Annotated in this window: 7 protein-coding genes; 1 reads left to right on the top strand and 6 read right to left on the bottom strand. The window is 61.4% G+C overall.

Going from position 1 to position 16,568, the window contains the following annotated elements; genetic code table 11:
• The coding region (locus KBC96_08775) for a fibronectin type III domain-containing protein (protein MBP6964486.1) at positions 1-3,722 on the top strand (3,722 nt) is incomplete at its 5' end.
• Between the two features lie 575 nt (positions 3,723-4,297).
• Here the strand turns inward: KBC96_08775 and KBC96_08770 are convergent.
• The 6 genes from KBC96_08770 to KBC96_08745 form a co-directional block, all read right to left on the bottom strand.
• Positions 4,298-9,874, bottom strand: coding sequence for a DUF11 domain-containing protein (locus KBC96_08770; protein ID MBP6964485.1), 5,577 nt, complete (start codon positions 9,872-9,874; stop codon positions 4,298-4,300).
• Positions 9,875-10,463: 589 nt separating this feature from the next.
• The gene (locus KBC96_08765) at positions 10,464-11,387 is read right to left on the bottom strand and encodes a type II secretion system F family protein (GenBank protein MBP6964484.1); all 924 of its coding nucleotides are present in this window, start codon (positions 11,385-11,387) and stop codon (positions 10,464-10,466) included.
• A gap of 16 nt (positions 11,388-11,403) precedes the next feature.
• Positions 11,404-12,360, bottom strand: coding sequence for a type II secretion system F family protein (locus tag KBC96_08760; protein MBP6964483.1), 957 nt, complete (start codon positions 12,358-12,360; stop codon positions 11,404-11,406).
• Positions 12,357-13,634: a CpaF family protein gene (locus tag KBC96_08755; GenBank protein ID MBP6964482.1), complete on the bottom strand. Its 1,278-nt coding sequence runs from the start codon at positions 13,632-13,634 to the stop codon at positions 12,357-12,359. Before KBC96_08755 ends, KBC96_08760 begins: the two co-directional genes overlap by 4 nt.
• A gap of 83 nt (positions 13,635-13,717) precedes the next feature.
• Positions 13,718-14,926 (bottom strand): AAA family ATPase, encoded by a 1,209-nt coding sequence (locus KBC96_08750; GenBank protein ID MBP6964481.1) that lies wholly within the window; start codon positions 14,924-14,926, stop codon positions 13,718-13,720.
• A 5-nt stretch (positions 14,927-14,931) separates the two neighbouring features.
• Positions 14,932-16,533 (bottom strand): pilus assembly protein N-terminal domain-containing protein, encoded by a 1,602-nt coding sequence (locus KBC96_08745; protein ID MBP6964480.1) that lies wholly within the window; start codon positions 16,531-16,533, stop codon positions 14,932-14,934.
• Positions 16,534-16,568 lie beyond the last annotated feature (35 nt).

Raw genomic sequence — 16,568 nt, 5'->3', positions numbered from 1 at the left:
TCAAGCTGAACTGGGGGACGAGCGCGTCGGGCCCGTGGACGGCTGTCAATCTAGGGGCGAACGCGACTTCGTACTCGCACACGGGTCTTTCGGCCTCGACGACATACTACTACCAGGTGTGCGCGACGAACTCGGCCGGCGACTCGTCCTATGCATCTACCAGCGCCGCTACGCCGATTGCTCCTCCGGCCGCGCCTTCGGGCTTCACGGCGACCGCGGTATCCACGGCCCAGATCAATCTGGCATGGATCGACAACTCGGCCAACGAGACCGGCTTCAAGGTGAGCAGAGGTATGAGTGCCTCCGGCCCGTGGACGCAGATAGCCGCCCCGGCGGCGAATGCTGCTTCCTATTCCGACAAGGGTCTCACCGCCGGTACGACTTACTACTATCGAGTATGTGCGACGAACTCGGCGGGCGACTCTTCCTGTGCGACCGCCAACGCGACCACACTTGCTCTCGTTCCGCAGGCTCCGTCGGGTCTTACGGCGACCGCTGTTTCGTCTAGTCGGATAGACCTCGCCTGGACAGACAACTCTTCGAACGAGACCGGTTTCAAGATCAATCGGGGGACCAGTGCCTCCGGCCCGTGGACGCCGCTGTCCCTGGGTGCAAATGTGACAACGTACTCGAGTACCGGGCTCAACGCCTCGACGACATACTACTACCAGGTCTGTGCGACGAACGGGACAGGCGATTCCGCGTGTGTCTCCGCCAACGCGACGACCTTAGGGCCTCCTCCCGCAGCTCCGTCGGGCCTCCAGGCGGTTGCGGTGTCCTCGAGCCAGATCAACCTGAGCTGGACGGACAAATCGGACAACGAGACCTGTTTTAGACTCGAGCGAGCGCCCACGAGCGCTGGTACTTGGACACAGATAGCGGAAGTCGCCGCCAACATGACCGCCTACTCGGACACCGGGCTGTCCAGTTCGACGAAGTACTACTACCGGGTGCGGGCCTGCAGCGCGGCCGGCTGCTCGACCTACTCGAGCACGACCAGCACGTCCTTCGCCATCACCCTGGGCGGCGCTCCCGCCGCGCCGAGCAGTGTTGTAGCGACTGCCAAGTCAACGACCGAGATCGACGTCTCGTGGACGGACAACTCGAGCAACGAACAGTGGTTTGTGGTGACTCGAAGCGGAGGTGCATGGTCGGACGTGACGACATGGATACCCACGCCGCGCACTTCCTTCACGGACACCAATCTAGTTGCCGGCACGACGTACACCTATGCCGTCTGCGCGACGAACTCCTACGGCGAGGCTTGCGCGCTCAAGACCGCAAGCGCAACCACTCAGTCGCCCGCGCCGGTTGATCCTCTGGTCGCACCGACGAACCTGCAGGTCGAGGCTATCTCCGGTTCGGAGATCCAGGTCAGGTGGACATACGAGCCGCTTCAGAACGTTGAGTTCATCGTCGAGATGAGTCCCGCCACCGACTCGGACTTCTCTAAGCAGGTATACACTGGGTCGAACAACTCCTGTCTCGTCTCAGGTCTGGGCGAGCATTCCCTCTACTACTTCAGGGTCCGCGCGCGTAGTGACGCTCGCGAATCCGAATACTCCGGCATTGTATCGACGACGACCCTTCTCAACACCCCGACTGGCTTGAAGGCGACGCCTGGTGATTTCAACTACGACACCGGCAGATGGCAGGTCGAGATATGCTGGATGGACAACAGCCTTCATGAGTCCAGCTACCACATCGAACGGAGTACCGTCAGCGCTGACGGTCCGTGGGAGCCCCTTGGAGATGTCGGTGCCAACATAACGACGTATCAGGACAACGGTTGTTTGCCCAAGCAGGTCTACCACTACCGGGTTACAGCCATCGGATCGAACTCCCAGGCGGGGGTTTGCTCTACTGACGAACTGCCTGAGCCGCCCCCGGTCGCCCCTGATCCCATCAACCTCCAGTGGATCGGCAAGACCCCGGTCATCGGCGAAGCATACGGGCTTGCCATGTCAGAGGACTGTAGATACGCCTACGTTACGTCTTCGACTGGCTTCCAGATTGTGGACATTAGCGATCGGACGAATCCTCTCGTGAAGAGCTCGCTGGATCTGACTTATGGTTACGATGTGGCAGTTGATAGCTCCGGGTTCGCATATGTAGGCGACAGCAAGAGTCTCAAGGTCATTGATGTTGCCATGCCAACGGCACCAGTTGTAGTCGCGAACGTCGATCTGACTGACTACGCTCTCGGCGTGCATGTTTCAGGTGGCAAGTTATATGTAGCTAACTATCTGAAGGGTCTGAGGATAGTAGACATAAGTGACCCGCTCTTACCTCGGTTGCTGGATGGTGTCGCTGATACTCCCGGGCAGGCTTGTGCCGTGTCCGTCTACGGCCTTACCGCGGTAGTTGCTGATGGTAGCGGAGGAGTGGCTACGGTGGATGTCAGTGACGCCCTGGCGCCTAGGTTGCTTGGTTCGCTTCCGACTTCTGATACTGCCCGAGATGTCAGTGTAACTGCCGACGGTCGTGCGTATGTGGCTGCCCAGTACGCCGGTCTTCTGGCTGTGGATGTGAGGGTTCCTGCAGTGCCGAGACTCCTATCACAGTCACTACAGAAAGATTGTGCTATTGGTGTGGCTATAATGGATAATAAGGCGTACCTCGCCAATTTCAGCTACGCCAATGTGGCCAATGGCCTGCAGGTCTTCGATGTTTCTGGCGAGATACCGCAGGAACTCGGTTTCGTGCCTGTGGCGGGGCGCAACCGCGGAGGAGTCGCGGTTGCAGGCCGTGTGGCATGTGTTGCCGCGGGCTATGGAGGGCTTGCCATAGTAGATGTGCTTGATCTTGCGAAGAGCGAACCCGTAGGAGTGATTCCGCAGATCACATGGTCGGTAGGGCTGGAAGTGTCTGAGAGTACAATGTACACTTTCGGCCGTTCAGGGATCAGTTCCTCACTGTATGTGTACGATGTGAGTAGCCCCGAGTCGCCGGAACATATCGGAAGCCTGAGGCTGACCCACCCAGTTGATATCGCTCTCGCTGGATGCTATGCAGTAGTTGCAGATGACCGGAATGTCCACATGGTGGACGTTTCGGACCCGCGGCATCCTGCTATCGTTGATACCTTGCTTATGCCGGATTACGTGACCGGTGTCAGTATTAGCGGTGGTAAGGTCTATGCCGCGTGCTATCTGGCAGGGCTTGTGGTTGTGGACATCAGCGACCCGTATTCCCTGAGAATCGTGGGCTCTGTAGATACGCCCGGTCAGGCATTCGCAATAGCGCTGTCCGGCACAACGGCAATCATCGCCGACGGCACGTGTGGTGTGGCGCTGGTTAACATCGCGAATCCCTGCTCCCCCCAATGGCTTATGTCCTTGGCGACCTCCGACTCGACACGGGATATCGCTGTAGACGCGGCGGGATTCGCCTATGTAGCTGCGGGTAACTCCGGCATTCTTCTGATTGACGTACACAATGCTTCTCTGCCGAACATTCTGAGTGCGGTGCCATCTCGCGATACGGCCTTGGGAGTGTGCGCTGGAGACGGCTATGCGTTCTCAGCTAGCTTCAGCCGTGTCTATACGGCCAACGGACTGCAAGCGGTTGATTTCTCGGGAGGATCACTGGCAAGTGAGGCGTTCTTCCTGCCCTCCTATGAGGATTCGGTTTACGGGGGTTACTGCAGATCAGTGGCAACCCAGGGCAGGATGGTGTTTCTTACGGATGACAAGTATCTCGCTCGGATAGCGAAGTACTAGACTGACAGTGGCTGGCTCAATCGACAGGCATCAGCGTACATATCGAGGCAGGACCGTGTTTGCGGTCCTGCCTCGATCACGTATCGGGCTCAGAATCGATTGCAGATTACGAGGGATACCGAACCGTGCTTTCTGCCTGTGTCAACGCCGGGATGAAGACACAGCGACTCGGGCAGAGTAAAGACGTGCCACCCGCGATTCGTTCTGCTCGGGCCACCCCTGTAGCCCAGACCCGGAGTCGGTGGAGGTTCGCCTTGCTGCCCACCACCACGCAGTGATGAAGCAGCCGATGCAGGATCGCCGTCACGATTACCCGTTCGTGGAAGAGTCCCGACGTTTCGTCGAACGCACTGTTAGGGTCCATCACGGTGCCTCGCCTCCTCGTCGCGCATCGCCACGAACCGGCAGAACAGCCCGCACCCCTCGCGATCGCTCGGCGTGCAAGTCCACCTCGTCCACTAGCACCAGCTTGCCTCGGTGCCGCGCCGAACCCACAAAAGTAAAGGCCCCCGGCATCCTGCCGGGGGCCCGGGCCATGCCAGAGCGGGACGAATCCCGCCAGGCCGGAGGCCGTCTTACTTAATGCCCTGGAACAGTCCGAGCTTCTTGGCTACGTACTCGGCGTCTACCAGGAGCTTGCAACATGCCGGATTCTCTTCCGAGTTCGCGATGCCCGTTCCGGGTCCGCCCGGGTAAGGCATCTTCGGCGATACTCCGATACATGCATCCATCACCGTCATCTCGAACTCACCAAGCGCGAACGCCGCCTTCACCATGTCACCCGCCGCGTAGAAGGCGATGACCTCATCCAGCTTCGCCTTCAGGTTCGGGTACAGTACCTCGTCGGAGATGAGCGGCACCTCGTCCGTCGCGTAGGGCACCTCGTGGAACAGGTCGAGCAGGAGCTTCATGCTCTCCAGGCTCGCGTCCACCGACCATTCCCACTCGCTCTCGTGGTAGTATCCTGCCGGATTGGGTCCGACAGGCCCGTCGTCGTCCCACGGGAAGCTCGTGCCGTACTGAATCGTCAGCGTCCACGTCGTGCCCGGCGCCTCGTACATCAGCGGCCATCTCAGCCGGATGTTCGGCGTGCCCTGCTGTCTGATCGTGATCGGCCGGAACACATCCGTGCACTGCGCGAAAGTCGGCACCTGCTTGGTGAGCACCACGTTCTTCAGTTCGTACTCCACGCCGACCTGGGCGGCCTTCACGAAGTTCTTCCACTTGTCGCCCGGCACCAGGATGAACACGCCCGGCACCGCGGAGATAGTGTCTCCGCTCTGCCCGAGGTAGCCGCCGAAGTGCTGGTCCAGTTCGTTCGAGTCGCCGGGGTACGCCTGGTAGAGGTTTCGGTCAGGCGGGCAGATGTATACCCGCGCCGTGTCGTCGTCCTTCACCTGCCTGACGCCGCAGACTCCCGGCTCCGTCGCTATGCCGCACGCCTCGACCTTGTCCGGCCAGATGCGCCGTATCTTACACAGCGTCGCCTCGTCGAACGATACCGGTATCGGAAGCGACAACGATACGCACTGGCCCGCCGGCAGTGTCGTCCCGCCAAACTTCGCGATCAGCTCGGCCAGGAAGAGCGCCTGCAGGTCCTGGTCGGTGCCCGGTATGATGTACGGGCCGCTCGGCGTATTGACCGAAGTGCCGCCCGGCTTGATGAAGTCGTCCTTGAAGCTCGGGCAGTTGGCGTCGGCCCCCGGGGTGAAGTCAATCGGGGTGTCGCCGCAGTTGCACACCTGGAAGAAGTACCAGGCCTCCTCGATGTCCTCGACCTCATCTACCAGGCTCAGGTCGTGGGTCGGCTGGGTGAGGTCGCCCGCGTCGTCCGGCGCCGGGTGGTTGTCGTCGTCAACCAGCTTCGTGACCTCGATGCACGGCACCTTGACGTTGACCTCCGCGCAGTCCTCGCCCGCCTCAGGCGATCTGACCTGCCCGCCGCTCACGACTCCGATCCCTGTCGCCCACGCGCAGTTCTTGGCATCCCAGTCGTCCCCGTCGAGCGCCGCGAACGCAGGGTTCGTCGGGACCCTGCACACGATGGTCTTCGTCTCGCCCGGCTGCATCGTGCCGAGATTCCACACGCCCGGTATGCACCGCGCGTCCGGCGCGCCGTTCAACGTGCATCCGGTGCAGTTGAGCAGCGGGTCCGGGTCGTCAACCAGTTCCGTGAGCGTGTCGGTCAATGTGACGTCCTTCAGCGCTTCGCCGCCGCAGTTCGTCACGACGATCTTGAAGAAGACCGGCTCGCCCTTCATCACGTTGACCTTCTCGACGAACGGCCCGTCCAGCTTGCACGCCACGGTCTTCTCGAGCTTGATGCAAGTCGGGCAGATCTGCACGGTCGCCGAACAGCCTCCGGTCTTGACTTCCTCGCCTCCGCTCTGCGGCAGGCAGATTCCGTCTTCCTTCGCGATGCCGCATGCCTCGAAGGTATTCTTCATCAGCCGGTTGTTCGGGCAGAGTATGCTCTCGTCGAAGCACACGTTCAGTACCTTGATCGAGACGCACTGACCCTTCGGCAGTACCTCGCTCCCGAACTTCGCCTGGAGGGCCGTCCGGAACATCTGGTCAACGTCCGTGCCCGGAGGCAGGATCACTCCCGGTATCGGGTTGTCCAGCAGAGAATCCTTGAATCCGGGGCATTCGGCGCCGGCAGGATTCGTGAAGTCCACGTCTACCTCGCCGGTGTTGCATACCTTCATCCAGTAAGATACGCACTCGATGCCAACCTCTTCGTCCTGAGACAGGTCGAGGTAGTTGCTCGGCGGAGTGAGGTCGCCCGGCTCGTCCGGATCGGGGTTCTGGTCGTCGTCAACCAGCTTCTGGCACGAGATGTCCGGTACCAGCAGGTTCACCGTCGCGCTCGCCGGTCCGTCGCTGACGGTTATCCGACTCCGCGCGCAGATGCCGGATACTGTCGCGGAGTTCGTCGCATCCGGATCGCGTCCCTTGTAAAGCAGATCGTCATCAAAGTCCGGGTTCGTCGGGATTCTGCAGATAATGGTTCTGGATTCTCCGACGTACAGAGTACCCAACTGCCAGATGTCGGGGATGCAGGTCGGAACGACGTTCCCGTCCACAGTGCATCCCGCGCAGTCGAGGAGCGGATTCCCCGGTTCTTCGACTAGCACGTCGTTCAGTTCTACCTGCTCGATGTTCTCGCCGCCGGTGTTGGTGACGGTGATCTTGAAGTAGACGTCCGCGCCTCTCAGCACGTCAACTGACGGGCCGAAGCCCCTGTCGGGCCAGCACGACACCTGCTTCTCAATCTTAATGCGGCACTCCGGGCAGACCGTCACGTCCGCGCTGCAAGTGGTCGTCACCTGCTGGCTTCCGCAGATGTTGAGATCGAAGTTCTGAGCAAGCCCGCACACGCTCAGCGTGTCGGGCCATACGGCCTTGATCCTGCAGAGCCTGGCTTCGTCGAACGTGACCGGCTCAGGTACTAGCTCTACGCACTCTCCGGGCAGTAACTGGCTCCTGCTGTACTTCGCCTGCAGGGCCGTCAGGAAATTGGCGTAGAGGTCCTGGTCGGTGCCAGGGATCAGATAGTTCTCGTTCGCCGGTGGGACTATGACTGTCGTTCCGCCCGGCTTGATGAAGTCGTCCGCGAAGTTGGGACAGCCGTTGCCCGGAGAGAAGTCAACCGCCACCTCGCCGGTGTTGCAGACCTTGTAGTAGTACCAGGCCTGCTCGACGTCCACCGCCGAGTCAACCAGGTTCAGGTGCGCTGTCGGCGGAGTCGCGTCTCCGGCGTCGCCCGGGACGGGGTTGGCGTCGTCGTCAATCAGCTTGGTGCACTCGATTCCCGGCACCAGCACGTCAACCGTCGCCTGACTGGGTCCGTCGTTCACCACAACTCCAGTAAGCACGCCGACGCCAGACGCGCTAGCTGTATTCGTGGCATCCGGGCTAGTCCCCTGAACGTCGAAGGCCGAGTTTGTCGGGAACCGGCAGACAATCCACTTCGTCTGGTTGACGGCGAGGTTGCCGATGTTGATCACTCCCGGGATACACCCGTCCGGCGCGCCGTCAATCGTGCATCCCGCGCAGTCCAGAAGTGGGTTGCCCGCTCCCTCAGTCAGCGCGTCGGTGATGAGCACGTCCTTCAGGTCCTCACCGCCGTTGTTCCAGACGCTGATCATGAAGTATATGTCAGACCCCCGTACCGCCTGTACCGACTTGCCGGGCAGCGGATCGCCCGGGCGCAGCGGGGTATCCGGGGAACACGACGCGTACTTATTTACGCGTATGCTAGTCGGGCAGATCGTGACCTTGCACTCGCATATGCCCGTGCTGACGTTCTCTCCGCCTCCGGGCGGCAGGCACAGCGCTCCACACCTCGTATTCGCGTCGGGTTTGCCCTGGTCGTCGTAGCAGGTAGCGAAACCGCATGCCTGGAACCTGTCAGTGAACGACGGGTAATCCGGGCAGAGCTTCTTCTGGTCAAACGTTACAGGAGCCGACACTATGCAGACCGACTCGCCTGGCCGCAGGAAGAAGCTTCCGTACTTGGCTAGCAGCGCCGTGCGGAAGAGCACGTTGAGGTTCTGATCGGTCCCCGGTATCTTGTACTTCTGGCCCGGGTTGTCGGGGTCGTCAATCTCCGTTCCGCCCGGCTTGATGAAGTCGTCGTTGAAGCTCGGGCAGTTCGGGTTCTGGCCCTCGGCGAAGTCAACCGGCACCTCGCCGTCGTTCGTCACGCAGAACTGATAGAAGATCTGCTTGTCCTTCAGTTCGCCGCTAGGAATGCGGAAGTCGCACGACGGCGCGGTGGTATCCGACGTGTCCGCGCCGAAGTTGCTGTCGTCGTCAATCAGCTTCCCGCAGGTGATCTTCGGCACCAGCACGTCCACCGTCGCCTGGACCCAAGTCTGGACATTTGGGTCGGGTTGCGCGGGTGATACCACCTCAACGCCGCTGTAGACGCCCACGCCGGTGGCCCTCGCCCTGTTGGTCGCGTCCGGGTTGTTCCCCTCCACCGCGAAGGCCGGGTTGGTCGGGAACTTGCAGACAATAAACTTTGTCTGTCCGACGTCGAGGTCGCCGATGGGGATGCCTAGATTCGGAATGCAGTTGGGGATAGGCACGCCGTCCAGAGTGCAGCCGGCGCAGTCGAGGAGCGGATTGCCAGCAGCCTCATCGAGCTCATCCTTTATCACGACGTCCCGCAGGGGCTCGGCAGAGGCTCCGGAACTGCAGTTCGTCACCGCGATCTGGAAGTACACATCCGACCCCCGAAGCGCGGTCGCCGACGGCAGGAACGGCCCGTCCGGCGAGCACGCCACGCCCTTCGTGATCTCGATGCACGGCTCGCAACAGAGATCAAACAGAGAGTCCGTTATGTCCTCGTTGACAAGGTCGCCGGTAGCTCCGGAACGGGTCTGGATTCTGACGGGCAGGCAGGATACGTTGGGGAAGAGGTTGTTAAAATGCTCCCGCAGCCCCTTGATCTTCACCTCGATATCCTTCTCAGTCGGGAGGTAGTTGCCGGGATTGTTGGGATCCTCGACCACGTAATGGCCCGAACCCGCGGGCATCTCGATGCGAGGCATAGGAACATAGGCGCTGAAGGTCACGCCCGCAGGCAGAGGCAAGGCTGTGGCATTGACCGTCACCCCGCCGTCAAAGCTCTGTACGAACAACCGCATGTCCGCAGTGAACGCAGTGCCAAAACTGCCGTTGCCGACGTCGAGGTCCACTTCGTAGTCCTCAAGACCATTGTCCAGGAAGTTTTCCCACAGCAGAGCACCCGTAATCCCGGTTGTCGGGTCGTACTTCGTGAGCCTGCCATCCGCATCACTGTCCCACGCTATTCGGTCGTCACAGATGTCTAGCGCGATGTAGAGGATGTCGTTCTTGCAGTCGTAGATCGTGCCCACTCGTTCGACGTTGAATCCGGAAGCGGGTATGTCCTCCGGGTTGATGGGTTCCTGCTTGTAGGAGCCGATGCCCAGCGGCATGTCGTAGCATAGACCGCGGCGATCCTTTGTATCGCCGAGGACGTCATCCCGCCAAACTGTCCCGGCGGGGAAGTCCGCCTTGGCGTCCCCTTGAAACTCCACCAGCGGCGGATCGTCTCCAAGAACCGGGCTGGTAAAGACCAGCATCACCGCAATAAGTAGTAGCGCGCGCTTCAGCTTCATGATTCCCGCTCCTCCTCTGGGAGCCCGAACTGCTTCCTTGCCGAAACAGGCTCAAATGTGGAATAACCAATGTGCACGCAGACACCGGCAAACACCATGCACCCCCCTTCCGGGCCTCTCCGGGCCCGGCGGGCGCATCGTCGCCGGCGCGCATCCGCTATGCAGTTGTGCTGTGATAGGGAGGAAGGACCGGAGGAAGTAGGCGCAGCAGCCAAAACACACGTTTGGCGCGGCAGATCTCACCACTAACCGGGGGTTCTTCTGCGCTACCGGCGGTCGAAGGGCTCCATTCCCTTCGGCCGCCTCCTTATTGTCCCTCGACCGTGAGCGGAGTCTGCGGCAGGAACATCCGCGGATCATCCACTGCTAGACGAAATCAAATCCCAATACCTGATGTTGTGATACCCTTGAACCCGCCAGTCCTAAACGGACTTTCCTGCCGGATCGGCAAGTTTTTTGGCCCATAAATCACAAACTTACTCAAATCTGGTATATCAAGCTAGATATAAACCGCTTGGTCGTAGTAACTATTAGCGTCAGTTTGCTGGTATTACAATGGCTTGCTTGCAGGCTATCCGCGGAGAGGTTCTTACCCGAGGAAGAAGTTCCTGAAGATGTCGATCACGCCGGGGCCGATGACCACGACGAAGATCGCGGGGAAGATGCAGAATATCAGGGGAAACAGGAGCTTGACCGGCAGCTTTGCCGCCGCCTCGCGCGCCCTCTGGCTGCGCACGTTGCGAAGCGTGTCGCACTGGACGCGGATCACGTTCACGATGCTCACCCCGAGTTGGTCGGCCTGGCAGATCGCGGCCACGAACGAGGAAACCTCCTGAATGTGGATTCGCTTCGCCATGTCCTTCAGGGCATCCCCCCGAACCTTGCCCACCTTGATCTCCTCCAGCACCCGCGACATCTCGTCCGAGAACGGCGACTTGAGCTTCTCGACGACGTTCTGCATAGCGCCGTCGAGGCCGATCCCGGCTTCCACGCAGACCGCCATGAGGTCGAGCGAATCGGCGAGCACCTTTCGCACGGCCGACTGCCGCTTCCTGATCGCCGATTCCAGCAGGTAGTCCGGGATGGCGGCTCCGCAGAAGGCCAGTATGACGATCAGCACGATCCGCAGGAGAGCCGACGCGTCGAGGAGATTGACCCCCGCGACGCCGAGCAGCGTCATGGAGAGGACGGACAGCACCCTGAGGCCCATGAACTCCCGCGCGCCCATGTTCCAGGGCCTTCCGGCGGTCACGAGCTTCTCCTCCACCGCCTGCGACGCTCCCCCCGGGGTCAGGCGCACTGCGAAGTTGGCGAGACGGCGCAGGAAAGGCAGGATGACGCGATCGCGGAACGGTTCGGCCATCTCGGTCTCGACTGAGTCGAGGGCGCTCGTCTTGCCGCGGGACTGGGCGAACAGCCGCTCTCTGACGATGCTCCGCTCCGATCGGGTGGTGAGGCCGATCACCAGCAGTGTGATGCATCCGAATGTGAATATGACTATGAGCACAAGCACGACGGCCTACTCTCCACTAGAAGTCCAGAGCGAGCATCTTTCGCATGATCAGCACGCCGATGATCTGCAGTGACGCGGCGGCGCCTACCATCATCTGTCCGAGCGGGTCGGTCAACAGCGGCGACATGTACTCCGGGCGTGTGCCGAAGAGAAAGACGGCAAGCACGAGCGGCAGGAGGACGAGCACCAGCCCGGATATGCGCCCCTCGGCGGTCAGGGCCTTCATCTCGCCCATGACCTTCGCGCGCTCCCTGATCGTGTCGGCTATGGTGTCCAGGATCTGGGACAGGTTGCCTCCCACGCGCTGGTGTATCAGTATCGCCGTAACGACGAGATCGAAGTCGTAGCTACCGACTCTCTCCACGGACGCTCGAAGCGCGTCGCCCGTGCCTCGGCCGTTTCCGACCTCGTTCACGACTCGCTCGAACTCCTGCGAGATAGGCGGCGGCATCTCCTGCGCCACCATCTGCATCGCTCTCATCAGAGCGAAACCTGATTTCAGCGACGCCGACATCGTGATCAGGGCGTCCACGATTTGAGCGTCGAACGCGGCACGTCGCTTCGTCTGCAGCGATCGGACTATCGCGATGGGCAGCCCGATGGCGACTGCTCCGAAGACCAGGTGCGCGATGATGCCCTTGTTCGCCGCGAACGCGAGCAGCTGCGACACGATGAGGCAGCCGCACAGAATCCCGACGAACTCGCTCGGGCGTATCGGCAGTCCCGCGGCCGACAGTTCCGAGTACACGCGATCGGTTATCCGCCTGCCCTTGAGCAGTCGTGTCAGGATCGGGACCGCGTCTTCCCGCTGAATCGGATCACTGGACCGAGGCTTGGCGGTCTGGACGGCCGTTCCGGTGAGTTCCTTCAGCCGCGCGGAGACCCGCTTCTGTCGTCGCGATGAGAGAATCCCCACCAGCAGTACGGCTGCGAACACGGCCGCAAAGGCCGCAGTTGCCCATAGGAACTTCATACGAGTGTCCTTGTGTTGAACATGTCCGAGGGAAGTTCGACTCCCTGCTGATACAGACGGTCCACGAACTTCGGCCTGAGACCGGTGGCGATGTGCTCGCCCAGTACTCTTCCGTGCGCGTCAACTCCCCGCTGGTCGAACAGGAAGATGTCTTGGAGCGTGATTACCTCGCCCTCCATGCCCTGAACCTCGGTGATGTGGGTGATCTTCCTGCTTCCGTCCCGGAGGCGGTTCTGGTGAACTATCAGATGTACCGCCGACGCGATCTGCTCTCGTATCGCCCGGGAGGGAAGCTCTGTGCCGGCCATGAGCGCCATCGTTTCGAGTCTGGAAAGTGTGTCCCGCGGCGAGTTGGTGTGCGCCGTGCTGAGTGATCCGTCGTGGCCGGTGTTCATTGCCTGGAGCATATCGAGCGCTTCGCCGCCCCGGACCTCTCCCACGATGATCCTGTCCGGGCGCATCCTGAGGGCGTTCCTGACCAGCATCCGGATCGGTATCTCCCCCTCGCCCTCGATGTTCGGGGGCCTGCTCTCGAGGCTGACGACGTGCTCCTGCTGGAGGCGAAGCTCCGCCGCGTCCTCTATGGTCACGATGCGCTCGTCGTTAGACACGAAGGATGAGAGAACGTTCAGTGTGGTGGTCTTGCCGCTGCCCGTGCCGCCGGAGACCATCATGTTGAGTTTGGCCGCGACGCAGGCCCGCAGGAAGTCCGCCATCCGGGGGTTCAGTGTGCCGAAGCTCACCAGGTCCTCCATCACGTAGGGCTCCCTGGAGAACTTGCGTATCGTCAGCGTCGGCCCCTTGACCGAAAGCGGAGCGATGATCGCGTTCACTCGTGAACCGTCCGGGAGTCGTGCGTCCACCATCGGCGAACTCTCGTCTATGCGGCGGCCGAGCGGTGTCACGATTTTGCCTATGATCCGCATCACATGTTCGTCGTCGCGAAAAACGCGGTCGGTCAGGAACACCTTGCCGTTTCTCTCGGCATAGACCTTGTTGGCCCCGTTGACCATGATCTCGGTGATGTCGGCGTCGTCCAGCAGGGTCTGAATCGGACCATAGCCGCGGACCTCGTCTATGACGTCGGAAACCACCTGCTCGCGCAGCCGCAGTGGGAGCGTGACGGCTCCTTCCGTCATGACATCCGCCATCACCCGGCGGACCTCCTGGGCCAGCGCGTGCCTCTCGATGCGGCCCAGTTCGCCGGCGTCAATGTCGTCCATCAGCCTTTCGTGGATCTGAGCCTTCAGATCCATCAAGCTGCGCGCGTTCATTGCGCCTCCAGGATCACCCTGTTCGATTTCCGTATCCACTTCGGCTCTCCTTGCATGCCACCTGTTTCACCCGCAATCCGCCGTCACGTCCGCGCACGGGCCTTCGTGCCGGATCTTGGTGCGGGTTTCCTCGACGCGCAGTACCCGTTCTGGCCTGACACCCGGGCAGCGAGGTCCGCGATGCTTCGGCCGAAGGGAGAGTTCACGCTCGATGATGCGATCGGTACTCCCTCGTTGATAGCGGAGACGAGTCGCCCGTCGTTCGGGATCTTGGCGAGTATCCCGCATTCGAATAGACTCTCGATGTCCTCGGGGTTGATGTGATTGCTCTTTGCCACCCGGTTCAGCACGATGCCGAAGTTCTCCCTCGGGATCTTTGACTCCTCGATCGCCGTGAAGAACCGCTTGGTGTCCGTAGCCGTGGTCACGTCGAACAGGTTGGCGATAACCAGGATTGCGTTTGCGTTCGAGAGGACCCGCAGGGTGGGGGCGTGCAGTATCGGCGGCACGTCCACGATGATGTAGCGGTACATCCGGCGCAGCACGTAGAGCAGGTTCTCCAGGCACTCCGCCGACAAGGCGTCGAGCGACTGATGCTCCGTAGACGCCACCAGTATGTCCACGCCGGAAGGGTGCTGCGTCACATAGTCGCGCACTATCGTGGCGTCGAGTTCGGATGCGACCGACTCGAGTTCAGACAGCGGGCGCCCGGGCCGAACGTGGAACATCGTGGCGATGTCTCCGTACTGCGTGTAGCTGTCCACCAGTGCGACTCTGCGCGGTGCCGACTTCGCCAGCACGACGGCCAGGTTCGCGGCAACCGTGCTCTTGCCGACCCCTCCCTTCGCCCCTGTGACCACTATCACCCGGGGGAACGTCGAGGGGTCTCTCAACTCTTTGACTTCCTCGGAGTCGCGGCGGCTGCCGATCTCGATCAGCGATCCGATGACGGGCATCAGGCTCTTGGCGTCCACCGGCCTGGTGACGACTGCTCTCGCGCCGGACCTCATCGCGGTTTCCAGCATTTCGGGTGTCCTGGAGTCCGACAGCAGTATCGGCATCACCTGTGGCGCGACCGCGTTCAGCGTCTCGCATGTCTGAAGCGCGGTCAGACCCGGCAGCCTGTCGGAGATGATCGCCACGTCCGGCGCCCGCATCACTGAGAGCTGGACCGCCTCCTGGCCGTCCCGCGCCAGACCGACGATCTCGACCCCCGGGTCCGACGCGGCCGCCCGCGCTATTTCATCTCGATGCGCGGAGTCGTATTCGGCTACGAGTACTCTGGTTGACATAGTTGCTATCCCTGAGCAGTCGCTGTGGGCTGCATGATCTGCGGCGTGATGATGATTACGAGTTCGGATTCGTTGTTCTGGAATCTCCGGCTCTTGAACAACTCCCCGATGATCGGCAGGTCTCCGAGAATCGGTATCTTGTTGACCAGCTTCGAGTCTTCGTTCTGAATCAGTCCGCCGATGATGAGCGACTGTCCGTCCCGCACGCTGACCGTCGTCTCCGCCCTGCGAGTCCGCAGAGCAGGCACGTCGAATCCGTTGATCGTGATGGAGCCGGCGTCGCTCAACGTGCTCACCTCCGGCATGACCTGAAGCTGGAGCGTGCCGTCGCCCGTTATCTCGGGAAGAACCCTCAGCCGCACGCCGTATTCCTTGTATTCGATGGTGATCGTCGTCCCGCCGCCGGTTGAGCTCGTCTGGGGCACCGGGATCGGTATCTCGCCGCCGACCAGTATGTTTCCCTCGCGGCCGTCGAGCACCAGCAGGTTGGGCTGGGACAGTATCTTCGCCTTGTCCTGCTGTTCGAGCGCGCGGATCCTCGCGCCGATCGGATCGAGCCGGTCAATCGCCCCGCCGCCGAACAGATCGAACGGGCCGGTGCCGCTCTGGCCGATCAACCAGTTGTTGTCATCCAGGTTGCCGCCGAGGATGCGTCCCCAGTTGACGCCGAACTCCTTCAGAGCTTCCTTGTTGATGTCCACGACCTGCGCGCGGACCATGATCTGACGGGCGCGGGAACTGTCGAGCTTCACCATGTTGATCATGGTCACGAGTTCCTTCGCGCCGCCCGCCACCTTGTCGGTCTCGACTTCCTTGCTGTATCCCTTGATCAGCAGGTTGATCCGTTCCATCTCGGCGGGAGTTCCGACCTTGCCCTCGACGAGCACCACGCTGCCGGGCAGAGCGCGAACCGTCAGATCGGGTTCGTTGAGCGCCTGCCGGAACGCCGCGGCAACCTCCATCGTGAGCGCCGTCACCTCGTCTATCGCCTTCTCGATCTGGATCAGGTTGACGACCTTCGGGACTCGCGGGCCCGTCTGAGCTTCCACAGAGGTGTCCTTGTCCAAGACCACCTTCTCGAGCACGAAGGATTCGCCTTCGGGACGGGAGACCGACCTGACCTCTTGTGACTTCGCGCCGGCGCTCGTCCCCTGGAAGATCATAGTCTCGACCACCGCCCGGGCGATCGCCTCCGCCTTGCTCGACTCGGCCTCGCGGTTGACCGTGCCCTCGAGGATCACTGTGTTCCCGACGCCTCGAACGGAGACGCGCGCGTCGCCTATCTCGGAGCTGATCCTTGCGCACAGCGCGTCCATGTCCACCTCGCCCGGGACGACCTTGACGCGGAAGAGCCGCCTGCCGTTCCTGTCCCAGACGTAGAGGACCGTCGTGCCGGGTGACTTTGCGTTGAGCAGGATGTCCGTCGTCGAGAGCGCGACCACGTCCGCGACGATCGGATCCCCGATTGCCGCGCGCCTCGCGTCCTCGCACTCGATGATCTCGCTGTCACCGACGCGGAGCACCATCTCCGGCGCAAGCCGATCTGCCGCGGCGAAAGCAAGCGAGACCATGCTGCACAGCACGACTATCCCAAGTAGAGTTATCAAGCAAGCATTTCGAGTTTTCATAATGACCGGGCCGC

The sequence above is a fragment of the Armatimonadota bacterium genome, from assembly GCA_017993055.1.
Classification (GTDB): Bacteria; Armatimonadota; UBA5829; order DTJY01; family DTJY01; genus JAGONM01.
This window is presented reverse-complemented; position numbering and strand designations above follow the sequence as displayed.

Coding starts and splice junctions, on each gene's coding strand:
- KBC96_08770 (MBP6964485.1), bottom strand. CDS start 9,874: ATGAAGCTGAAGCGCGCGCTACTACTTATTGCGGTGATGCTGGTCTTT.
- KBC96_08760 (MBP6964483.1), bottom strand. CDS start 12,360: ATGAAGTTCCTATGGGCAACTGCGGCCTTTGCGGCCGTGTTCGCAGCC.
- KBC96_08755 (MBP6964482.1), bottom strand. CDS start 13,634: ATGAACGCGCGCAGCTTGATGGATCTGAAGGCTCAGATCCACGAAAGG.
- KBC96_08750 (MBP6964481.1), bottom strand. CDS start 14,926: ATGTCAACCAGAGTACTCGTAGCCGAATACGACTCCGCGCATCGAGAT.